General features: G+C 69.0%; 19 protein-coding genes. 13 read left to right on the forward strand and 6 right to left on the reverse strand.

Annotated features, from left to right (window positions below; translation table 11 throughout):
- Window positions 1–10: 10 nt before the first annotated feature.
- The gene (locus CyaNS01_RS04275; protein WP_186699137.1) at window positions 11–1,540 is read left to right on the forward strand and encodes a GMC oxidoreductase; all 1,530 of its coding nucleotides are present in this window, start codon (window positions 11–13) and stop codon (window positions 1,538–1,540) included.
- Here the strand turns inward: CyaNS01_RS04275 and CyaNS01_RS04280 are convergent.
- Together CyaNS01_RS04280 and hemL are read right to left on the reverse strand one after the other, a co-directional pair.
- Entirely contained in the window at window positions 1,527–2,813 is a 1,287-nt protein-coding gene (locus tag CyaNS01_RS04280; protein WP_186699139.1) for an NRAMP family divalent metal transporter, read from the reverse strand. The two genes, CyaNS01_RS04275 and CyaNS01_RS04280, sit on opposite strands and share 14 nt — an antisense overlap.
- A 7-nt stretch (window positions 2,814–2,820) precedes the next feature.
- Window positions 2,821–4,107 (reverse strand): glutamate-1-semialdehyde 2,1-aminomutase, encoded by a 1,287-nt coding sequence (gene hemL, locus CyaNS01_RS04285; RefSeq protein WP_186700227.1) that lies wholly within the window; start codon window positions 4,105–4,107, stop codon window positions 2,821–2,823.
- Between the two features lie 286 nt (window positions 4,108–4,393).
- Between hemL and CyaNS01_RS04290 the strand changes: the two genes are divergently transcribed.
- Entirely contained in the window at window positions 4,394–5,860 is a 1,467-nt protein-coding gene (locus CyaNS01_RS04290; protein ID WP_186700231.1) for an FAD-linked oxidase C-terminal domain-containing protein, read from the forward strand.
- Window positions 5,861–5,892: 32 nt separating this feature from the next.
- Here CyaNS01_RS04290 and CyaNS01_RS04295 read toward each other — a convergent pair whose 3' ends face one another.
- Window positions 5,893–7,536 carry an alpha/beta hydrolase gene (locus CyaNS01_RS04295; RefSeq protein WP_222934200.1) on the reverse strand — a complete coding sequence of 548 codons (1,644 nt, stop codon included), beginning with the start codon at window positions 7,534–7,536 and terminating at the stop codon, window positions 5,893–5,895.
- Between the two features lie 87 nt (window positions 7,537–7,623).
- A complete protein-coding gene (gene xth, locus CyaNS01_RS04300; RefSeq protein ID WP_186699140.1) occupies window positions 7,624–8,454 on the reverse strand; it encodes an exodeoxyribonuclease III in 831 nt (276 codons plus the stop codon).
- Between the two features lie 69 nt (window positions 8,455–8,523).
- Between xth and CyaNS01_RS04305 the strand changes: the two genes are divergently transcribed.
- The gene (locus tag CyaNS01_RS04305) at window positions 8,524–8,880 is read left to right on the forward strand and encodes a hypothetical protein (protein WP_370561666.1); all 357 of its coding nucleotides are present in this window, start codon (window positions 8,524–8,526) and stop codon (window positions 8,878–8,880) included.
- Here the strand turns inward: CyaNS01_RS04305 and CyaNS01_RS04310 are convergent.
- Window positions 8,834–9,688, reverse strand: a complete 855-nt coding sequence (locus CyaNS01_RS04310; protein WP_186699142.1) for a lipopolysaccharide assembly protein LapB — start codon at window positions 9,686–9,688, stop codon at window positions 8,834–8,836. The genes CyaNS01_RS04305 and CyaNS01_RS04310 overlap by 47 nt on opposite strands.
- 98 nt (window positions 9,689–9,786) lie before the next feature.
- On the opposite strand from CyaNS01_RS04310, the gene CyaNS01_RS04315 reads away from it, so the two are divergent.
- The 10 genes from CyaNS01_RS04315 (at window position 9,787) to CyaNS01_RS04360 (ending at window position 20,110) form a co-directional block, all read left to right on the forward strand.
- Window positions 9,787–10,500, forward strand: coding sequence for a hypothetical protein (locus CyaNS01_RS04315; protein WP_186700237.1), 714 nt, complete (start codon window positions 9,787–9,789; stop codon window positions 10,498–10,500).
- A 1-nt stretch (window position 10,501) separates the two neighbouring features.
- Window positions 10,502–11,239, forward strand: a complete 738-nt coding sequence (locus tag CyaNS01_RS04320; protein WP_186699144.1) for a DUF554 family protein — start codon at window positions 10,502–10,504, stop codon at window positions 11,237–11,239.
- A complete protein-coding gene (locus CyaNS01_RS04325; RefSeq protein ID WP_225875794.1) occupies window positions 11,236–11,943 on the forward strand; it encodes a hypothetical protein in 708 nt (235 codons plus the stop codon). Before CyaNS01_RS04320 ends, CyaNS01_RS04325 begins: the two co-directional genes overlap by 4 nt.
- The gene (locus CyaNS01_RS04330) at window positions 11,940–13,205 is read left to right on the forward strand and encodes a LarC family nickel insertion protein (RefSeq protein ID WP_186699146.1); all 1,266 of its coding nucleotides are present in this window, start codon (window positions 11,940–11,942) and stop codon (window positions 13,203–13,205) included. Before CyaNS01_RS04325 ends, CyaNS01_RS04330 begins: the two co-directional genes overlap by 4 nt.
- The gene (locus tag CyaNS01_RS04335; protein WP_225875795.1) at window positions 13,202–14,239 is read left to right on the forward strand and encodes a UPF0104 family protein; all 1,038 of its coding nucleotides are present in this window, start codon (window positions 13,202–13,204) and stop codon (window positions 14,237–14,239) included. Before CyaNS01_RS04330 ends, CyaNS01_RS04335 begins: the two co-directional genes overlap by 4 nt.
- A gap of 83 nt (window positions 14,240–14,322) precedes the next feature.
- On the forward strand, window positions 14,323–14,829 hold the full coding sequence (locus tag CyaNS01_RS04340; protein WP_370561667.1) for a Fur family transcriptional regulator: 507 nt from the start codon (window positions 14,323–14,325) through the stop codon (window positions 14,827–14,829).
- Window positions 14,830–14,840: 11 nt separating this feature from the next.
- Window positions 14,841–16,535 carry a SulP family inorganic anion transporter gene (locus CyaNS01_RS04345; protein ID WP_186699150.1) on the forward strand — a complete coding sequence of 565 codons (1,695 nt, stop codon included), beginning with the start codon at window positions 14,841–14,843 and terminating at the stop codon, window positions 16,533–16,535.
- 41 nt (window positions 16,536–16,576) lie between these two features.
- On the forward strand, window positions 16,577–17,602 hold the full coding sequence (locus CyaNS01_RS04350; protein ID WP_186699152.1) for an HAD family phosphatase: 1,026 nt from the start codon (window positions 16,577–16,579) through the stop codon (window positions 17,600–17,602).
- A gap of 57 nt (window positions 17,603–17,659) precedes the next feature.
- Window positions 17,660–18,535, forward strand: a complete 876-nt coding sequence (locus CyaNS01_RS04355; protein WP_225875796.1) for a bile acid:sodium symporter — start codon at window positions 17,660–17,662, stop codon at window positions 18,533–18,535.
- Window positions 18,536–18,607: 72 nt separating this feature from the next.
- Entirely contained in the window at window positions 18,608–20,110 is a 1,503-nt protein-coding gene (locus tag CyaNS01_RS04360) for an arylsulfatase (protein WP_186699153.1), read from the forward strand.
- 30 nt (window positions 20,111–20,140) lie between these two features.
- On the opposite strand, the gene CyaNS01_RS04365 is transcribed toward CyaNS01_RS04360, so the two are convergent.
- Window positions 20,141–21,994: a mechanosensitive ion channel family protein gene (locus tag CyaNS01_RS04365; RefSeq protein ID WP_186699155.1), complete on the reverse strand. Its 1,854-nt coding sequence runs from the start codon at window positions 21,992–21,994 to the stop codon at window positions 20,141–20,143.
- Window positions 21,995–22,084 lie beyond the last annotated feature (90 nt).

The following is a 22,084-nucleotide window of genomic DNA, read 5'->3' on the forward strand; positions in this document are numbered from 1 at the left end:
ACCCGGAGCCATGATCATTGACGACCGCGATTACGACGTTCTGATCGTCGGCGCCGGCGCAGCCGGTGCCACCCTCGCCGCTGAGCTGGTGCGGGCCGGCTGCTCAGTGCTGTTGCTGGAGCGCGGCATCTCCCTGCCGCTCGCCGATCAGAACGTGGCTGATGTGGATCTGTTCCGCCGCCGCCGCTACCACCCCTCGGGCAGCTGGTTTGGCCCCGATGGGGATCCCTTTCTGCCGCAGATGCTCTATGCCCCCGGCGGCAACTCCAAGATCTGGGGCGGTGTGCTGGAGCGCATGCGCGAAGCGGAGTTCAGCGGCCTGGCCCTGCAGGAGGGCCGCAGCCCCGACTGGGGCCTCCGCTATGGCGATCTGGCCCCCTGGTACGACCGCGCTGAGCAGCTCTACCGGGTGCATGGCCGTGCCGGCATCGATCCCACGGAGCCAACCCGCAGCACGGCCTACCCCCATCCGCCGCGGCGCTTCGAGCCGTTGATGGAGGCGATTGAGGCTGGCCTGCAGCGGCGGGGCCTCCATCCCTATCCCCTGCCCCTGAGCTGGTCGAGCGATCCGGATGACCCCACCGGCGATGCTGAGCTGTTCGGCGTGTGGCCCGCCTGTGAGGAAGGGCCGGGATCCTGTGTGCTGCGCACGGGCGCTGAGGTGCGGCGCCTGCACGTGAACCCCGCAGGCACTGAAGTGAAGGGGGTGGAGGCGGAGATCGGCTCCCAGCGCTGGCTGTTCCGGGCCCACCAGGTGGTGCTCTCTGCCGGCGCCGTGAACTCCGCCGCCATCCTGCTGCGCTCCGCCAGCGACGGCCATCCCGAGGGCCTGGCCAACGGCTCCGGCCAGGTGGGCCGCAACCTGATGAAGCCCCAGCTCACCGCCATGCTGCAGCTGGCCAGCGAACCCAACTCGGGTCGCTATGCCCGCAGCCTCGGCATCAGCGACTACTACTGGGGCGACCGCAATGTGAGCTTCCCGCTCGGCTCGATCCAGAGCGGTGGGGGTGTGCTGCAGGATCCGCTGTTCGCCGAATCGCCGCCCATCCTGTCGCTGATCACCCGGTTGCTGCCCGATCGCGCCGTGGAATGGCTGGCCGATCGCTCCGTGAGCTGGTGGGCGATGAGCGGCGTGCTGCCCGAGCCCGAGAACCGCGTCACCCTGCGCGGGGAGAGCATCCAGATCAACTACCTGCCCAACAACCGTGAGGCCCACGACCGGCTCGTCTACCGCTGGCTGGACACCATCCAGAAGCTGGAGGCCGACCCCCTCACCCAGGTGGTGCGCGCCGCCCCGATCTACCCCCGTGGCGAGGCGCCGCTGGCGGTGATGGGCTATGCCAGCGGCACCTGCCGCATGGGCTCAGATCCGGCCCAGGCCGTGGTGGACCTGGAGGGTCGCTGCCATGGCCTGGCCAACCTGAGCGTGGCCGATGCCAGCGTGTTTCCCAGCTGTCCGGCGGTGGGGCCGGGCCTCACTGTGATCGCCCTGGCCCTGCGGCTGGGCGAACGCCTGCGCCGGGAACTCAGCCCAGGCTGAGCAGGAACACCAGCAGAAACGCCGACAGCAGCCCCAGGCCGAGCCGTGCCAGCAGCAGCAGGCCGCCGTGGAAGCGATCCTGCGGGGCCACCTGGCGGCCCTGCATCACCTTCAGGTTCATCGCCGCCAGCACGGGTGTGGTGAGGAAGGACACCAGCATGGCCAGCTGCACCAGGGTGCCCATGGAGCCGGGCCAGAGGCCCACCACGGCAGCCGCCAGCAGCGCGTGCAGGCCGATCCAGAGCTGCTGATCGCGGCGATCGTGCACCTGGCGGCCCCGGTGGCCGCGCAGCAGCCGCAGGCCGGCTGAGGCCGAGCGGGGGTAGCCATCCAGGCAGGTGAGGCTGGTGCTCAGCATCGTGATGAAGGCCGCAGCAGCGATCAGGGGGTAGGCCCAGCTCCCCAGGCTGGCGGTATAGAGCTGCACCAGCTGCTGGGCAAAGGCGGCTCCGGCCTGCGAGAACTCCCGGCCCGTGCCGTGCATCACCCAGGCGCCCAGCAGCAGGAACAGCACGGCCATCACGGTGGTGAGGGCGTAGCCGAGGTTGAAGTCGGCCTCCACGGCCGCACGGCTGCTGCGGGCGCCGGTGTCGTCCTCCCGCGCGAAGATCCACAGGGATGACCAGGCCGCCAGATCCAGCGGACAGGGCATCCAGCCGATCAGGGCCACCAGAAAGGGCAGGGACGTGAGGCTCCAGGGGCTGGGGCTGAACAGGCTGGCCCCACTGCCCAGGCGCCCCCGCAGCAGCACGGCCCCCGTGGCCAGCAGCGTGAACAGCACCAGCAGCAGCACGATCACCTTGCTGAACCGATCGAGGCTGCGGTAATGCCCCAGCAGCAGCAGGGCCAGCCCCAGGCCCAGCAGGGCCAGGGAGAGCAGCACCGGGCTGAAGGGCAGGAAGCTGGTGGCCAGGCTGCCGGCCACCGCCGTCACGGCGGCGATGTTGGCCACGCCGGTGGCGAGGGTGATCAGCAGAAACAGGGGCAGATACCAGGGGCGCTGGCGCTGGTAGCCCTCCAGCAGGCTGAGGCCGGTGACCGCCGTGAAGCGTGTGCCCACCAGCAGAAAGGGATATTTCACCAGGTTGGCCAGCAGCACCAGGGCCAGCAGCCCCAGGCCATAGCGGGCACCGGCCTGGGTGGAGGCCACCAGATGGGAGCCGCCGATGGCGGCGCCGGCCAGCAGCACCCCCGGCCCCAGGGCCTGGCGCAGGCTGGTGAAGCTGAGCGGCTGGTCTGTGGCGGGGGCTCTGACCGCAGGCGTGGGGTCCATCAGGACCTCAGGCGATGGCAGCGAAGCTCTCCTGGAAGGCGGTGAGGGTGGCGTCCACGTCGGCGTCGCTGTGGGCCAGGGAGGTGAAGCCGGCCTCGAAGGCGCTGGGGGCGAGATACACGCCGCGCTCGAGCATGGCCCGGTGCAGCTTGCCGAAGCGGGCCGCATCGGCGGCCTTGGCCTCCTCGAAGTTGCGCACCGGCCCATCGCAGAGGAAGAAGCCGAACATGGCGCTGATCGAGCCGCCGCAGATCGGCAGGCCCGCCGCTTTGCCGGCCTCGAGAATGCCCTTGATCAGGCGCTGGGTGGTGGCTTCCAGCCGCTCGTAGCTGCCCGGCTGGCGCAGCAGATCGAGGGTCTTGATGCCGGCGGTCATCGCCAGGGGGTTGCCGCTGAGGGTGCCCGCCTGATACATCGGCCCGGCCGGCGCCACCATCGCCATGATGTCGGCCCTGCCGCCGTAGGCCCCCACCGGCAGGCCACCGCCGATCACCTTGCCCATGGTGGTGAGGTCGGGGGTCACCCCGAAGCGGGCCTGGGCGCCGCCGTAGCTGATGCGGAAGCCGGTCATCACCTCGTCGAACACCAGCAGGGCGCCGTTTTCCTTGGTGAGCTCGCGGATGCCCTCCAGGAAGCCCGGCACCGGCGGGATGAAGCCGGCATTGCCCACCACCGGTTCGAGGATCACGCCGGAGATTTCGCCGGGGTTTTCGGCGAACAGCTGCTTCACGGCCTCCAGGTCGTTGTAGGGGGCGGTGAGGGTGCTGGCGGTGGTGGCCCGGGGCACCCCCGGTGAATCCGGCAGGCCGAGGGTGGCCACGCCGGAGCCGGCCTTGACCAGAAACATGTCGGCGTGGCCGTGATAGCAGCCCTCGAACTTGATCACCTTCTCGCGGCCGGTGAAGGCGCGCATCAGGCGCAGCACGGACATGCAGGCCTCGGTGCCGCTGTTCACGAAGCGCACCATCTCCACGGAGGGCACGGCCTCGATCACCCGCTGGGCCAGCTCGTTCTCCAGCTCACAGGGGGCGCCGAAGCTGGTGCCGTTGTCGAGGGCGCTGTGCAGGGCGGCGATCACTTCGGGGTGGGCGTGGCCGCAGATGGCCGGCCCCCAGCTGCCGATGTAGTCGATGAAGCGGTTGCCATCCACGTCCCAGGCGTAGGCCCCCTTGACCCGGTCGTACACGATCGGATTGCCCCCCACGGAACGGAATGCCCGTACCGGCGAACTCACACCACCGGGCATCAGGGCCTGGGCGGCAGTGAAGATCTCCTGGGAGCGGGCGGTGTTCAGGGCGGGGGCCGATACGGGAGCCGAGGTCAAAGCGGATTCCGCGGGGGGTGAAGGGTGTCGGAGGCCGGGGAGCAACCGCCGGGGAGAGCCCGGTGCAGTGCGCCGTAACGGTGGAGCATTACGGAACGACCGCTTCCCATCCTGGCCCAAGACCCGGCAGAACGGTTTGTGGGTAGCTTCGGGTCACGTTCAACCGGCCCTGGAAGCCTTCCGGCCCTGTGAATCTTCCGGCACTGTGAGCTCCGGCACCCTGAGATCCGGCTCGGCCAGCTCTGCCGCCGGGCGCATCGACTGGCCCGCCCTGGAGCGCGATCTGCTGCGGCTGCTGCCTGCTCGTGCCGTGGTGGCGGCGGCCCAGGAGCTGCTCGCCTATGACTCCGACGGCCTCACCCTGAACCGTCACCAGCCGCCCCTGGTGGTGCTGCCCGAGACCACCCAGCAGGTGTCGGATGTGCTGGCGCTCTGCCACCGCGAGGGGGTGCCCTTCGTGGCCCGGGGCAGTGGCACCGGCCTCTCCGGTGGGGCCGTGGCCGAAACCGAGGCCCTCGTGGTGGCCACCAGCCGCATGCGCAAGCTGATCGAGCTCGACCTCGCCAACCGGCGGGTGGTGGTGCAGCCCGGCGTGATCAACAGCTGGGTGACCCGGGCGGTGTCCGGAGATGGCTTCTATTACGCCCCCGATCCCTCCAGCCAGGTGGCCTGCAGCATCGGCGGCAACGTGGCCGAGAACTCGGGCGGCGTGCACTGCCTCAAGTACGGCGTCACCAGCAACCACGTGCTGGCCCTGGAGGTGGTGCTGCCGGATGGCACAGTGACCACCCTGGGTGGTCAGCTCGATGAGATGGCCGAGATCGATCTGCGCGGCGCCTTCATCGGCAGCGAGGGCACCCTCGGCATCGCCACCGCCATCACCCTGCGGCTGCTGCAGGCGCCCCAGAGCGTGGCCGTGCTGCTGGCGGACTTCACCTCCATGGAGGCCGCCGGTGAAGCCGTGCGCCAGGTGACGGCGGCCGGGGTGATGCCGGCGGGGATGGAAATGATGGACCGCCTCACGATCGAGGCGGTGGACGACTACTTCGGCCACGACGAATACCCTCGCGACGCCGCCGCCGTGCTGCTGATCGAGCTGGATGGCCAGCAGCGGGAGGTGGCCGCCGCCGCTGAGCTGGCCACCGCCCTCTGCCGCCAGGCGGGGGCCAGGCGGGTGCGCGAAGCCTGGGATCCCGAGGAGCGGGCCCTGCTCTGGAAGGGCCGCAAGTCGGCGATCTCGGCCCTGGGCCGACGCTTCCCCAGCTACTACCTCCAGGATGGGGTGGTGCCCCGCAGCGCCCTGCCCCGGGTGCTGGCGGCGATCGAGGGCCTCGGCGAGCGCTTTGATCTGCCGGTGGCCAATGTGTTCCACGCCGGCGATGGCAATCTCCACCCCCTGATCCTCTATCGGGCCGGTGAGCCGGGCATCGCTGAGCGGGTGCAGGAGCTGGGGGCGGAGATCCTGCGGCTCTGTGTGGAGGCGGGCGGCAGCATCACCGGTGAGCACGGTGTGGGCAGCGACAAGCGCTGCTACCTCAGCTGGATGTTCAGCCCGGACGACCTGGCCACGATGCAGCTGGTGCGCCGCTGCTTCGATCCCCTGGGCAGGGCCAACCCCGGCAAGATCTTTCCCACCCCGCGCACCTGCGCGGAATCAGCCCGTCGGGTGCAGGTGCTGAAGCAGGAAGGGGTCAGCTTGCCCGAGGAGGCTGTGGTGTTCTGATCCGCTGGGCTTTCCCAACGGATTGTTCTTGCTCATGGATACTCCTTGCGGAACGCTTCGATGGCCTCGCTGAGTTTCTCTGAGGAGGCGCCGCTCACCATGAAGAGCTTGAACCTCTCATCCCTGCTGAGATAGTCGGCATAGGAGGACCGCAGGTAGGGCTTGTAGGTGTCGTTCCCCTGCAGATGCACCTCGAAGAAGGGCAAGGCCATGCCTTGCATGTAGCCGCCGATCAGGCCCTGGCTGGGCAGGGTCAGATCCGTCATGGATTGGATGGCGTCCTTGATGCCCGGGTCAATCTTGGTGAAGTTCACATGGGCCTGTCCCTGCACGATCAACCAGTACTTGTCGGGGGCCGTGAGCCAGGTGAACGAGGCGGCCTGCTCCAGGGCCGGGGGCGTGGCGGGGTCATAGCTCCCTGAGGCCATCACCACCGGCACCTTGAGCTGGCCGATGCCCTCCTTGCCGAAGATGCTTCGATTCACCGGGTTGGCGGCGAACACCGCTGCGGTGCGCCCGTCCTGGAGGCCGGTGAGCTCCTGGGCCGGCAGCTTCAGGGCCTGGCATTGCAGCAGCAGGGAGACATTCAGGGCCGCATAGGGACGTTCGCAGTCTTGCTTCAGGTAGGCGAGATCAACCTGGGCGCCACCCAGGGCCAGCGCGGTGTAGCCGCCGAAGGAATGGCCAGCCACGCCGACTCTTTCGAGATCGAGTCTGCCGTTGAACTGGTCTGCATTACGGCGCTCCAGCTCATCGATGACGAAGCTGACATCCTTGGGCCGGTTGGCAAAGTCGTTGACGTCAAAGATGTCCTGGTGCAGGCCCCGCAGCATCTCCTGCAGCCAGATCGCATCACTGCCGGGGTGTTGGGGGGCGGCAATCAGATAGCCATGGGAGGCAATCTGCTGCATGACCTCAGCGAAATCTTCCGGACGGGAGGCCAGGCCATGGGACAACACGATCACGGGAATCGTTGTTGATCCCTTGATCTTCGGTGTGTAGACATTCACGTAGAATGAACGGTCCCGCGTGGCATCCGTCAGGGTCCAGACGTCCTTGCTCACCGTGTACGGACCCGGTTGGCGCGGATTCGCCATGGCGGCGTAGTCCTCCACGGGCTGAGCCTCGGCTTCAGCAGCCGTGAGGCTGCTCATCACCGTGTTCAGGCGCTCGGTGGCAGCGATCACGCGCTCCGTGGCCTTTTCAGCTCCCAGCACCTTTTCGCCATGGATCTGGATGTTGGTGGGGAGTTGGTCGAGCACCGACAGCAAGCTGAGCCCCTCTTCGGAGAAGGCTGCATTCACCAAGGCGGCCCGCAGCACCAGTTTCCCGTTCTCACCGCGCAGCACCGTGATCGCTTTGCCGAGGCGCTCGAGAATGTCTTCTCCGATTCCCGTGTTGAAGAATCGCGAAACGATCAGGGGGTCAACGTTGGCCTTCGTGGTGAGGGCTTTGCGCAGCAGGGGGTACTGCTCGGGCTTCACCGCCGCCAGGAAAAAACCGAGATCCTCTTCAACTGTTCCATCCTTGGCAAAGGCCTCCAGTGAGCTCAGCTTCAGCGAACGGATCAGCGGCCCATAGGAGAAGGAGAGCGTTTCTTCCGCCCTGGCGGGTTGGCTGAGCAGCCCTGAACCGGCGACCGCGAGCAGAGCCAGGCCAACCAGCTGTCCCTTCAAGATCCTGCTGCAACGCTTCATCCCCCTGGAGATGACCTGACGCCGTGCCATGAAGGATGAAAAAGAGGTGGGCGAAGGCTACTGAACTCACCCTTCCCCGTCTTCGTCGTCCTCCTCCTCGGGTGGCCAGGCCAGGTTCACCACCACCGGTGCGTGGTCGCTGGGTTGCTCGTTGCCCCGGGTGTGCTTGTGGATCTGACAGCCGGTGGCACAGGCCACCAGCTCTTGGCAGAGATAGATGTGATCGATCCGCCAGCCCCGGTCCCGGTCCCAGGCGCCGCTGCGGTAGTCCCACCAGCTCCAGTGGCCGCTCTCCGCCTCGAACAGGCGGAAGGCATCGCTGAACCTGTTGTCCAGCGCTGTGGCCAGGGCCTGGCGCTCGGCCTCGCTGGCCATGATTCCCCCCGTGAGCCGCTGGGGATCATGCAGGTCGCGGGCTTCGGGGCCGATGTTGAAGTCGCCCACCATGCAGAGGGGGTCGCCCTGCTGTGCCTGGATGCTGAGGTACTGCCCCAGACAGTCCAGCCACTCAAGCTTGTACTGGTACTTGTCGCTGCTGAGGGCGCTGCCGTTGGGCACGTACAGGTTGAGCACCCTGAGTCCATCCACCAGGGCACTGATCACCCGCTTCTGCTCGCCGAGCCGCTCGGCCTGCACCTGCCCTGGCAGCAGGGCCGCAAAGCCGATCTGCACGTCCTCAAGCGGTAGCCGGCTGAGGATGGCCACGCCGTTGTAGGCCTTCTGGCCGCTGATGGCACTGCCGTAGCCCAGCTCACCGAAGGCTTGGTGGGGGAAGAGCTCATCGGCCACCTTGGTCTCCTGCAGGCAGAGCACCTCGGGGCGCTCCTGCTGCAGCCAGGCCTGGATCTGCTCCAGGCGGGTCCGCACCGAGTTCACGTTCCAGGTGGCGATGCGCATCGGCGGGTTCGGCTCAGCAGCGGCTCCAACCCCATTAGCATCCAGAGGTCGGCTTCGCGAGCGTTCCCCATGGCCCTGACGGCTCTGAATCGCCCGGCGTCCCTGGTTCTCGGGCTGGCTGTCGCCGCAGCTCTGGCGGGGGCTTCCGCCGGACTGGTGGCCTCACCCTCCCGGGCTCAGCAGGCTGGCTACGGCCAGACCCTCGGCGGCCCGCTGGGCACCAACGACGAGGACTTCGGCACCGGCGCCCCCCGTAGCAGCGGCGGCAACATCCTCGATGCCACCAACCCCATGGACCTGATGAACCGGTTGCGGCGGGCCACCGCACTGGATGACGCCACGTCTCCCGGGGATGCCGTGGACGCCGCGCTGCAGGACTTCAATTCCCAGCCGGCGTCTCCTGGCTCCCAGCTGCCCCCTCCCTGACCTCCGGTCGCGGCTCGGCCGGTCCCTTGCCCCGGATCGATTCCAGGCCCCAGGCAGCGGCCACTCTGTCCAGCCGGGAATCATCGCCCTTGCCGCCCTGCTGACGGGCCTTGGCAAAGGTCTCGTGGGCGGCCTTCGTGTCGCCGCGCTCCTGCTGAATCAGGGCCACGGCCAGCAGGGGCCGTGGGTCGTCCGGGAAGGCCGCGGAGAGCTTGATCAACGCCGCTTCGGCCTGGCCGGCCTGGCCGCTGCGTTGCAGCACGTTGGCCAGCAGCAGGCCGATCGGCACGGCGCTGGGCTTGGCTGTGGGCGTGCTGGCCCGCTTCAGGGCCGCTTCCAGCTGGCTGCTGGCCTGGGCGGCACGTCCGGTTTCCAGCTGGATCAGGGCCATCAACTGGAGGGCCTCCACCTGGTCGGGGCGTTGGTTCAGCACCTGACGCAGTTCCCGCTCGGCTCCAGCCCGGTCGTTCTGGTCGCGGCGCAGTTCAGCCAACAGCAGCCGCAGGGACCAGCGCTGGGGCTGCTGGTCGGCCAGCCGCTCCACCAGGGGTGTGGCCTCAGCCCGGCGGTCGAGGGCCACCAGCAACTCCAGCAGGCGTTGCTGCTCGGCATCGTTGGCCTGGCCACTGTCGAAGCGGCGCCGCAGCTGGGCGGCCTCGCGCTGCAGCCCCGGCCGCGATGCTGAGGAGACGGGGCCACTGCCGCCCCGCTGCTGCCCCAGCCACCAGCCCGCCGTCAGAGACGTGCCGGCGAGGGCCACGGCGGCAACGGCGAGCCAGGGACCCTGCCATCGGGGGGCTGGTGGCATGGCGCCGGACATCCGCTGCAGATGGTGCCCAGTCTGCCCTGGTTCTCCGCCCCGGGGCCCCGGCAGCACGGCTGGCCATGGCCTTTACATTGGTCGACATGCGCGACCACCCCATCCCACCGGTCACAGAACCGCTGCAGTACCGGGCCATCGGCGTGGTGCGCGGCACCTATGTGCCCACCGACCCCGAGCAGCTCACCCGCGGAGCGATCCACACGGCTGATGGCCAGGCGGTGGAGGCCGTGGTGCTCGGCCGTCTGCTCACCCTGATGCGTCGGCACCTCGATCTCTCCCAGCCCCATCTCTGGGTGGTGTACCCGCGCTCCCGGGAGGAGCAGGGTCTGCACCTGCAGATGGTGGGCATCTGGGAACCCAGCACCCTTGCTGAGCCGCCGGCCAGCGAGCCTGCGGTCCCTGAGCTTGCGGTCAGCGAGGCTTCAGTGGCCCCTGTGGCCAGCGACGATCTGCCCGAGGGCGATGACTACTTCTCGGTGCGGGGCGAGCTGATCTACACCCGCCCTGAAACGGGGGATCTGGTGGTCAAGGTGCGGCAGATGCCCCGCTCCGATGGCAGCAGGCCGATTCCGTTCAAGCTGCAGCTCAAGGGAGAAGTTCCCCTCGACCATCTGCGCCATTTCGTGTCGCTGGCCATGCGGCGCCATGGAGAACAGCTGCAGCTCGAGAGCTTTGAGGTGCTGGCACCGGTGGCGCAACGGGGCAGCCGTGGTGGCAAGGGCCGCCGTGACGGCGGTGGCAAGCCCTCCCCCAAGCGGGGCGGTGGTCGCACGGCGGTGAGTCGCCCGGTGGGCTGAGATGGCCTTCTGGGCGGCCACCGGCGGCACCTGGATCAACCTGCTGGCGGTGTTCAGCGGTGGCCTGCTGGGCTCGCGCCTCGGCAGCCGTCTGCCCGCCGATCTCAGGGGGCAGTGGCAGCAGTGGCTCGGCGTGATCACTCTGCTGCTGGCCATCGAAATGGTTCAGCCTCTCTGGAGCCTGCGGCTCGGGCCCTTCCCGGCCGTGCTGGCGGCCCTGCTGGTGCTGGTGCTGGGCTCCTGGCTCGGTCACTGCCTGGCCCTTGAGCGCAGGCTTGAGGCCTGGCTGGCCAGCTTCAACCGCCCCCACGCGGCTGACCCATCCCGCGGCGCTGCGGAGGTGGTGAGCGGTGCCTTCGTGCTCTTCTGCATCGGTCCGATGACCTTGCTGGGCTGTCTGCGCAATGGCGCCTTGGGGGATCCCGATCTCCTGCTGGTGAAGGCCGGCCTCGACGGCCTCAGCGCGGCGGTGCTGGCCGCCGGGGTGGGTCTGGTGGTGCTCTGGGTGCTGCTGCCGCTCGGTGTGTTGCAGTTCGGCCTCTCCGGCGTCGGCGCCCTGCTGGCCACTGGTGTGGGCGATCCCTCCCAGGCGCCGGCGGTGCTGTTCACGGCGGCCGTGGGTGGGCTTCTGGTGCTGGCCCTGGCCCTTGATCTGTTGCAGCTGCCCCATCCTTCGGTGGTGAACGGCCTGGCGGCCCTGCTGCTGGCCCCCGCTGCGGGCTTGCTGATGCAACCATGACCTCTCCCCTGGCCGCAGGGGTGGTGGTCGCCCTGATCAGTCTGCTGGCGGTGCTGGGGCCCCTGCTCGGGCTCTCACCCTGGTGGATCGCCCTGGCGGTGGCGCTCTGCCTCGGTGGTCTGAGCCTGGATGCCTTCCGCTTCGGGGGCCGGGGCGGCCATCTGCTGGCCGAGGCCATGCCAGGCGGTCAGTTGCGGCTGCGGCGCATCGCCACCCATGAGGCCGGCCATGTGCTGATCGCCGCACAGGAGGGGATGGTGGTGCGCCAGGTGCTGGTGGGCAGCCTCGCCTGTCTGCGCGTGGGCCTCAGCGCCGGCGGCACCACCGAGCTGGAGCCTCCGGCCAGCGCCAAACTGGCCCTTGAAGACCTGCGCCGCTGGAGCCGGGTGCTGCAGGCGGGCATGGTTGCCGAGCAGGTGATCTTCGGCGACAACGTCGGCGGCGCCGATGATCGCGCCCTGCTGGGCCGGCTCTGGGGCCTCTCGGGCCACGACGTGGACACGGCCCAGCGCGAACAGCGCCGAGCCCGCCGCGAGGTGGAGCAGTGCCTGCGGAAGCGGCGCGAGGATCTGGACTGCCAGGCCCAGACCCTGCTGGCGGCGGCACCGCGCCTGGGCCGGGGCTCCCCGCCCGACAGCTCACACCAACCGCCCTCGGGCGCCGCGGCGCCGACGGAAGACTCCGGCGCCGAGCCGGGCCGATGACGCTGGCCCTGCTGGATTGCCCCACCGGCCTGGCGGGCAACATGCTGCTGGCGGCCCTGCTCGATCTCGGCGTGCCGCCAGCGGTGGTCCACGCCCCCCTGGCCGATCTGGGTCTTGGGGGCACTTACGCGCTCGAGATCAGCGAGCGCCGCAGCGGCGGGCTGCGGGGCCTGCACCTGGAGGTCGTGGACCAGGACGCCGACCCCCCGGCGCGCACCTGGCAATCCCTGCGTCGCACCCTGCTGGCGGCCCCCTGGCCCGAGGCGCTGCGGGCCAGGGTGCTCTCCGTGTTCGAGCTGCTGGCGGAGGCCGAAGCCAGCGTTCATGGCCATGCACCCGAGCAGGTGCACTTCCATGAAGTGGGGGCCCTCGATGCCCTGGTGGATGTGGTGGGGGTCTGCGCCGCCCTGCTGCACCTGGGCATCAGCCGGCTGGAGTGCACCCCGCCGCCGGCGGGGCACGGCACCGTGGCCACGGCCCACGGCCTCCTGCCGCTGCCGGCCCCCGCGGTGCTGGAGATCGCCCGCTGCCATGGCATTCCCCTGGCCTCCGCGGCCGGCTTCCCCGCCGGCGAACTCACCACTCCCACGGGTCTGGCCCTGATGGCGGCATGGGCGGAGAACTTCGGCCTGCCCCCGGCCCATCGGCCGCGCCAGGTGGGCATCGGCCTGGGCAGCCGTCAGCTCGACCGTCCCAACCTGCTGCGGCTGGTGCTGGCCGATCCGGTGGAGGGGCCCGGGGCCTCCCCAGGGCCCTCCCAGGGCGAGCAGGAGCTGGGGCCCGCTGTGGAAACCGTGCTGGAGCAGCAGGCCCAGATCGACGACGCCACCCCCGAAGACCTGGCCGTGCTGCAGGAGGCCCTGCGCCAGGCCGGCGCCCTGGAGGTGTTCTGCACGCCGATCCAGATGAAGAAGGGACGCCCCGGCTGGCTGGTCACGGCCCTGGCCCACCCGGTCATGGCGGTCAGTCTGCGGGGTGTGTGGTGGCAGCACAGCACCAGCCTGGGTCTGCGCGAACGCAGCCAGCCCCGCTGGGTGCTGCCCCGGCGCCAGCGGCTGCTCCCCACCCCACTGGGGGAGGTGCCGATCAAGCAGGCCCTGCTGCCCGACGGCCGCTGGCGCAGCAAACCAGAACACGATGCCTTGGTGGGGCTCGCCCGCAGCCACAATCTCAGCATTGAGCAGGTGCGAGCCGTGGTTGAGGAGGCCCTGCGCAGCCAGTGTGATCAGGGGCAGCCTGGCGCCATTGAGGAGGCCCGATGAGCGGGCGTCTGGGCGGCCTGGCGAGTGGCCTGAAGCGGCAGTTTCAGGCCAGGCTGGCCCGCCTGCCTGCCCCGCCCGGCGGGCTGGGGCTCTGGTTCACGCTGCTGAGCTTCGGGTTTCTGCTGGCGGCCCTGGTCAACCACGGCCGCCAGATGCTGCAACTGAGTCTGGACCTGCAGGGCTGGCTCTGGCTGCTGCTGGCGGTGGGGGCAAGCCTGCTCAGCCTGGTGGCCAATGGGCTCGGCTTTGGCGCGGTGTTGCTCTGGCTGGGGCAGCGTCCCCGCTGGGCCGCCCTGGTGCGGATGTATCTCGACACCAACCTGCGCAAGTTTCTGCCGGGAGGGATCTGGCACCTCACCAGCCGGCTGGCCCTGCTGCGGGACCCGGCCGGTCCGCTGCTCAGCCCTGCGGCTTTGCCCCAGGCCCTGGCGGCCGTGCTGCTTGACCCGATGATTGCCGCCGTGGCAGCCCTGGCCCTGGTGGCGGCCGATGGCTGGCGCAGTGGGGTGGCCCTGGTGGCGCTGCTGCCCCTGTTGCTGTTGCTGCCCCGCTGGTTGAGGCCCCTGCTGCTGGCCCTCGAACGGCGCCGGGGCCCCCAGCTGGATCTGGCAAGTGGCTCCGAGACGCTGGCTGTGGGCCAGAGCGACGTTCCCCTGCCCGGTGTCTATCCCGTGGCCCCGCTGCTGGCCCAGCTGGGTTTCGTGCTGCTGCGCTTCGGCGGCTTCGCTTGCTGCGTGCTCGCCTTTGAGCTGCAGGGGTCCCTGGGGTGGGGCGGCTGGCTGGCGGCCTTCGCCCTCGCCTGGACCGCCGGCCTGGTGGTGCCAGGCGCTCCCGGGGGCATTGGCGTGTTCGAGGCGGTGCTGCTGCTGCGGCTCGGCGGCCAGATCGCCGAAGCGCCGCTGCTGGCCATCGCCATCAGCTACCGGCTCGCGGTGACCCTGGCCGATCTGCTGGCGGCCCTCACGGCTCGCCTGGACCAGCGCCTGGATCGCCCCACGGGCAGGAGCGGCCCAGGAGCTCGACCTGTGGTCTGAGTTGCGCCCCTGAGCTGCGAGCCATGCCGCCATGGCCATGCTTCGCAATTGCGCCTATTGTTGAGAAGCCTGGGCTCGCTGTGGTGCCTTCCCCCCCCACCCCTGGTTCCAGGGCTGCCGCCGCAGGGCCCACGGGGGGCCCTGAGGGCCTGCTCAGCGACAGCGAGGGGCTGCGCAACAGCCTTCATGACCGCGGTCAGCGGCTCACGCCTCAACGCCAGCGGGTGCTGGCTTTGTTTGAGCAGAGCGGTGAGGGCACCCACCTCAGCGCCGAAGAGGTGCATCAACGCCTGCTCAGAGCCAGCGAGCGGGTGTCCCTGGCCACCGTCTACCGCACCTTGAGGCTGCTCAGCTCGATGGGTCGCCTGCAGGAGCTGGAACTGCCGGAGGGGCGGCGCTTTGAGCTGGCCGGTGACACCACCCGCGATCACCACCATCTGGTGTGCGTGCGCTGCGGTCGCACCGAGGAATTCGAGAACACCGCGGTGCTGGTTGCCGGCGACGAGGCGGCCAAGGCCCACGCCTTTCGTCTGCTCGACTGTGTGCTCACGGTGCGGGCCCTCTGCCCCCGCTGTGCCGAACAGTCCTGAACCCCGTCCCGTTGGCTCTCCCCTTCCCGGTCTGGTGGCGTTCCTACAGGCCTGAATGGCTCCGCTTCGACCTGGTGGCGGGGCTCACGGCGGCGGCAGTGGTGCTGCCCAAGGCCCTGGCCTTTGCCACGATCGCCGGCCTGCCAGTGGAAGTGGGGCTCTACACGGCCCTGGTGCCGATGCTGGTGTATGCGCTGCTGGGCAGCTCTCGGCCCCTGAGCGTGAGCACCACCACCACCCTGGCCATCCTGGTGGGCAGCGAGCTGGACCGGCTCGGTGTGGCCCAGGATCCGGCTCAGGCGCTGGCGAGCAGCAGCCTGCTGGCCCTGCTGGTGGGCCTGATGCTGCTGGTTGCCTCGCTGCTGCGGCTGGGCTTCGTCGCCAGCTTCATCTCCGAGTCAGTGCTGGTGGGGTTCAAGAGCGCCATCGGCGTCGTGATCGTGGTCGACCAGCTGCCCAAACTGCTGGGGGTGTCGATCGACAAGCTGGGGCTGTTCCGGGACCTGGCGGCGCTGGTGGCGGCGTTGCCCCAGGCGTCTATGGCCACCGTGGCCCTCTCCCTTGGGCTGGTGGCCCTGCTGATCGGCCTGGAGCGCCGCTGGCCCCGTCTGCCGGCGCCGCTGCTGGTGGTGGTGGTGGCGATCCTGCTCACCGCTGCGCTGGGTCTGCCGGAGCGCGGCGTGGCCGTGGTGGGGGCCATCCCCAGTGGGTTGCCCGCCTTTCAACTGCCTTTCCTCAACAGCGCAGGCCCATCCCCCCTGGCCCTGGCCAACCAGCTGTGGCCGGCCGCGGCCGGCATCGCCGTGATGAGTTTCACCGAGAGCGTCGCGGCCTCGCGGGCCTTCCGCGAGATGGACGAACCGGCGCCGAATGCCAATCAGGATCTGCTGGCCCTCGGCGCCGCCAACCTGCTGGGGGCCTGCTTCGGCGCGATGGCGGCGGGCGGCGGCACCTCCCAGACCGCTGTGAACCGCAACGCCGGCGCCCGCACCCAGCTGGCCGCGATAGTCACGGCGGCCGCCACGGTGGCCACCCTGTTGGTGCTGGCGCCCCTGATCGCCCTGATGCCCCAGGCCGCCCTGGCCGTGGTGGTGATCGCCTATGCCCTGGCGATGATCGCGCCGGCTGAATTCCTGGCGATCCGCCGCGTGCGGGCCCCGGAGTTCCGCTGGGCGGTGGTGGCCTTTCTGGGAGTGGTGTTCCTCGGCACCCTGGAGGGCATCCTGGTGGCGGTGGTGTTGTCGCTGCTGTCGCTGGCGCAGCAGGAGGTCAACCCTGCCGTGTATGAGATGGGTCGTAAGCCGGGCACGGATGGGTTTCGCCCTGTCTCGCCCCAGCACCCAGAGGATGAAACCTGGCCAGGGCTGTTGATCCTCCATCCCGAAGGTCGGCTCTTCTTTGCCAATGCGGAGGCCGTGTCCAGCCGCATGCGGCAACGGATCCATCGCGACAGGCCCAGGGTGGTGGTGCTGGATGGCAGCGCGGTGATCGACCTGGAGTACTCGGCGCTCAAGGCCCTGGTGGAGGCCGAGCGCCGGTTGCGCCGCGATGGCACCCAGCTGTGGATGGCTGGGTTGAATCCGGATGTGCTGAAGGTGGTGCGCCGCTCCGAGCTGGGCAGCCGCCTCGGGCCGGGCCGGCTCCACCTCACGGTGGAGCGCGCCGTGGAGCGTTTCCTGCAGCACGAGGCCGGCGACGGCTGCTGAGCGGGGCATCATGGGCGCCAGCCCTGCTGAGATCACGAAGGATGTGGCGTTCCCTGGTTTCAGGCCTGCTGCTGGCCCCGCTGTACTGGCTGCCGGCTGTTCCAGCTGCGGCCCAGATCCAACCCCTGCCCTCCTGGAACGAGGGCGCTGCGCGCCAGCGCATCCTTCAGTTCGTGGCGGCGGTGACGACACCGGGTGGCCCTGACTACGTGGCGCCGGTGGAGCGCATCGCCGTGTTTGACAACGACGGCACGCTCTGGGCGGAGCAACCGATGTATGTGCAGCTGGCCTTCGCCATCGATCGAGCCCGCACGCTGGTGAGTCAGCAACCTGAGCTGGCCGCCCATCCGGTGCTCGCTGCGGCCGCTGCGGCACGTCACGGAGAAGCAATGCCCAGCATGGGCATCCCAGAGCTGCTGGAGCTGGTGGCCCTCACCCATGCGGGTATGGATGCCGAGGCGTTCCGGGAGCTGGTCGGCAACTGGTTCGCCAGCGCCTGCCATCCCACCTGGAAGCGTTCCTATCGCTCGCTCACCTACCAGCCGATGCGGGAGTTGCTCGACTACCTGAGGAGCCACGGTTTCCAGACCTACATCGTCTCCGCTGGTGGCGTGGAGTTCGTTCGGGTCGTGAGCGAGGAGCTCTACGGCATTCCCCCCGAGCAGGTGATCGGTTCGTTCGTGGCCAGCCGCTATGCCCTCCAGGACGGGCTGCCGACCATCGTCCGCCAGGCGGAAGTGCAGCTGATCAATGACGGGGCCATCAAGCCCGTGATGATCGAGCAGGTGATCGGCCGTCAGCCCATTGCCGCCTTCGGCAATTCCGATGGCGACTTCGAAATGCTGGAGTGGACCACCAGCCAGCCTGGGGCGAGCCTGGGGCTGATCGTGCACCACGACGACCCGGAGCGGGAGGTGGCCTACGACAGCCCATCGTCCATTGGCCGCCTCGATCGGGCCCTCAAGGAAGCGCCCCGGAGGGGCTGGATGGTGGTGTCGATGCGCGACGACTGGGCCCGGGTGTTTGCCGATCATCCAGCCCGACCTCTGGAGGCTGAGTGCCCCTGACGCAGTCGCGCCTGGGCCGGCGGTCATAGGTTCAGGTCCTGCTCAAGACTCCCTTCCTTGGCCCAGCTCGCGGCCGCCCTCCCCGGGCTCACCCTGTTCGCGATCATGTTTGCCCTGGGGCTTGGCCTGCAGCCCCAGGCCCTGGGGCAGATCCGCCGCCGACCCGCCTTGGTGCTGCGGGTGCTGATCGGCTCCTGTGTGCTGGTGCCGCTGGTGCCGCTGGTGGCGCTGGTGCTGTTGAAGCTGCCGCTGAGCGCCGCCCTCTCGCCGCCAGTGCGCTTCGGCATCGCCCTGATGGCCATCTCGCCGAGTGCACCGCTCACCTTGCGCAAGGCAGGAAAGCAGGGGGGCGATCACCAGCTGGCGGCAGTGCTGCAGGCCTGCGCGGCGGTGGCGGCGATTGTGTCGATTCCCCTGCTGGCCGATCTGTTTCGGGCCTCGTTCGGCATCGAGGGCTGGGACATCGGCCCCAGGCAGGTGGCCATGCAGGTGAGCCTGGCCCAGGTGCTGCCCCTGCTGGCCGGACTGCTGCTGCGGCGTTGGCGGCGGGGCCTGGTGGAGCGGCTGGAGGGGCCCCTCAACAAGCTGGCCAATGGTCTGTTCCTCCTGCTGGTGCTGGTGGTGCTGATCAGGGTTGGCCCTGCGTTGCTGCCCTTCGTGGGGGCCAACCTGCCGGCCCTGGGTTTCATGGCGGTCATGGTGGCCACGGCGCTCGTGATCGGTTCCCTGGCTGCTGGTCCAGCGCCCGGGGAGAGCCTCACCGTGGCTCTGGTCACCTCGATGCGCAATCCCGGCCTGGCCCTGGTGTTTGCCACCACCTACGGGGCTGGGATGCCCGCCATCAAGCTGGCCGTGCTGGCTTACCTGCTGGTCACCGTGCTGCTGTCGGCTCCCTTTCTGCGCTGGCAGAAGGGCCTGCTGGCGCGGGTTTGAGAACCGCAACGGCTCATGAGCCCTGGGGCTGCAGCGCGCAGAATGCAGGGCAGGTTCAAGCACCAACCCACCATGCCGAACGGCCAACCCAACATCCTCATCCTCTGGGGCGACGACATCGGCCAGAGCAACCTCAGCTGCTACAGCGATGGGCTGATGGGCTACCACACCCCCAACATCGACCGCGTCGCCAACGAGGGCGGCCGCTTCATCCACTACTACGCCGAGCAGAGCTGCACCGCCGGCCGGGCGGCCTTCATCTCCGGGCAGAGCGTGTTCCGCACCGGCCTCAGCAAGGTGGGCCTGCCCGGCGCCGAGCTCGGCTACAGCACCGAGGATCCCACCATCGCCTCGCTGCTGAAGCCGCTGGGCTACCGCACCGGCCAGTTCGGCAAGAACCACTTCGGCGACCGCGACGAGCACCTGCCCACCAACCAGGGCTTCGACGAGTTCTTCGGCAACCTCTACCACCTCAACGCCGAGGAGGAGCCGGAACTGCGCGACTACCCCACGGCGGAGGAGCTGCCCGACTTCCGCAAGAATTTCGGCCCCCGGGGGGTGCTGCACTCCTGGGCCAACCCTGACGGCAGCCAACGGATCGAGGACACCGGCCCGCTGACCAAGAAGCGGATGGAAACCTGCGACGAGGAGTTCCTGAAGGAGGCCAAGCGCTTCATCCGTGATGCGGTGGCTTCCGGTGAGCCCTTCTTCGTGTGGTTCAACACCACCCACATGCACTTCCGCACCCATGCCCGACCCCAGGATCTGGGCCGCAGCGGTCGCTGGCAGTCGGAATACCACGACGTGATGATCTATCACGACGAATGCATCGGCGAGATGCTCAACCTGCTCGACGAGCTGGGCGTCACCGATGACACGATCGTGATGTACAGCACCGACAACGGGCCCCACATGAACAGCTGGCCTGACGCCGGCATGACTCCCTTCCGCAACGAGAAGAACTCCAACTGGGAAGGGGCCTACCGCGTGCCCGCCCTGGTGCGCTGGCCGGGCAAAATTGCGCCCGGCACCCTGTTCACCGAGATCGTGAGCCATCTCGACTGGCTACCCACCCTGGTGGCCGCCGCCGGGGAGCCCGAGGTCAAGGAGAAGCTCAAGGCCGGATACCAGGCCGGCAGCCGCCACTACCACGTGCATCTCGACGGCTACAACATGCTCGACTACTGGACGGGCAAAACCGAGAAGAGTCCCCGGGTGGAGTTCTTCTACTTCTCCGATGACGGCGACCTCACCGGTCTGCGCTACGACAACTGGAAGATGGTGTTCATGGAGCAGCGGGCCACCGGCACCCTCCAAGTGTGGGCGGAACCCTTCACGGCCCTGCGGGTGCCGAAGATCTTCAACCTCAAGACCGACCCCTACGAACGGGCCGACATCACCTCCAACACCTACTGGGACTGGATGCTCGACCACGCCTTCATGCTGGTGCCTGCCCAGACCTACGTGGCCCGCTTCCTGGCCACCTTCCAGGAGTTCCCGCCCCGTCAGAAGGCGGCCAGTTTCTCACTGGAGGAGGTGATGGAGAAGATGCTCAGCACCACAGGGCATTCCTGAGTTGGTCCCCCCAGCGGGGGGACAACGCCATCACGGGCGCCGCAGCACCTGCTGCGGTCTGCCCGGCTCGATGCCCGCCGCATCAAAGGCTCCCTTGAGCCGCCGGCGCAATTCGCGGGCCACTCCCCATTGCTTCAAGGGCAGGGTGCGGATCCAGAGCTTGAGCCGCACGCCGCTCTGGTCGAGCCGGTCCACTCCCAGCAAGGAGGGCTGCTCGAGGATCTGCTCTTGCCAGGCCGGGTCCTCCGCAAGCGCGCAGGCCACCCCTTCCAGCACCGCGCAGGCCTGCTCCAGATCACTATCCCAGGCGATGTCGATCTCGAAGTTGATCCGCGACCATTCCTTGCTGCGGTTCTCGCTCACCCGGATCATGCCGTTGGGGATGGTGATCACCTCCCCCTGAGCCCCTCGCAGTTGCGTCTGCACCAGGTTCATTTCCTCCACAAGGCCGCTGTGGCCGTTCACGGCGATCGAATCACCGATGGCAAAGCGGTCTGTGGCCAGGATGCGCACGCCGCCGATCAGGTCTTCCACCAGGCCGCGGGCCAGAAAGCCCACCGCCACGGCCACGATCCCTGCCCCAGCCAGCACCTCGGGGTTGATCCCGAACAGCAGCACCGTGAAATACAGGCCCAGGAGTGTGGTGCCGATCACGATGCCGCCCCGGATCACCCGGGCATTGGTCTCCAGGCGGATCTGGGGGCGCAGGGAATTGGGCTGGGCCATCTGGGCTTCTTCGGCCCAGCGATTCAGACGCCGCATCACGGCCCAGATCAGCAGCCCTTCCAGCAGGATCACCCCGATCCAGATCAGTGGAATCCCTGCCGATTGCTGCAGCAGTGCCATCGCCGCCAGGCGTGTTTCCGGGAAGATGAACAGGGTGATCGTGACCGCCATCACCGCCAGGGCGATGCGTACCACCTGCAGGATCTTCAGGCGGAAGCGGGAGCGCCGCTGGCGTTGCTCGAGCCCCTGCAGCCTGCGCAGCTGCAGGTCCTGTCCCACCTCAGGCAGCGCCGATTTCAGCTCCTCCATGGCCTGGGCGCAGCTGTGGCTGATCCGGCGCAGCTGCCCCAGGGCCCGGGTACTGAGCCCAACGCCCAGCGACCCGAGCACCAGGGTGAGCAGGGCACCGCTCCAGCGGGCCCAGGGGAAGTGCCGATCGAAACTGGCCCCCCAGAGCGCTTCGCTCAGGGTGCGCTCGAAGATCGCCTTCCACTGCTGGGCGAGGGCCTGGCGGTCCAGCCCGTTGGCGATGCTGTCGGGCCCGGTCAGGGTCACCAGGGTGACCTGCGGCGTGTTCCTGTCTTCGTCAGCGGGGAGATAGATCACCGGGCTGCGGTTCTGAACGCCCACCGCCAGCGAGGGGGTGAGTGGATGGCGAGGCTTGCCGCGGCGGTCCAGCCAGAACCCTCCCCCCCGCCGGCTCGATGGGACCGAACCGGGCTCCACCTGGTTCTCCCGCAGGGAGGCGATCCGCTTCAAGCTGGTCGCCACGGCCGTCGCCCGCGCCTCCACCCGCGCCGCTGCCGCCGCCGCTCCCCCTTCGGCGTCGCTGGCCAGCACCGCCACTGTGATCTTCGGTTCACCGGGGCCGAGGGGAATGTGGGGATTCACCACCTGGCTGCACTTCAGCCGGCCGCAGGATCTGGCTCGGTCCAGATCCCACCACTGTTTGCTGGCCAGCGGGGGCGGCCCATCGCCTCTGCTGCTCTCGCCGAGATCCAGAGCGGCGGTAGCCTCCATGGTCAGGCCTGGCCCCAGGCTGAGGACCGTGGCCAGGCCCATGGCGAAGGCCACCGCTGCGGCTGGCAGGCGACGACGTGTCAGCTGAAGCAGAGTGTCCAGCATGGTCTGCGGCGTGCGGAAGCGCTGTCGCTCCATGGTCACCCCTGGGGCGTTGCCTTCCGCGGCTCCGGTTCCCACACTGCGGGCAGTGCCCCTGCTCCCGCTTGGCCCCTTCCACTGCCGACA

The organism is Cyanobium sp. NS01 (assembly GCF_014280235.1).
GTDB lineage: Bacteria > Cyanobacteriota > Cyanobacteriia > PCC-6307 > Cyanobiaceae > NIES-981.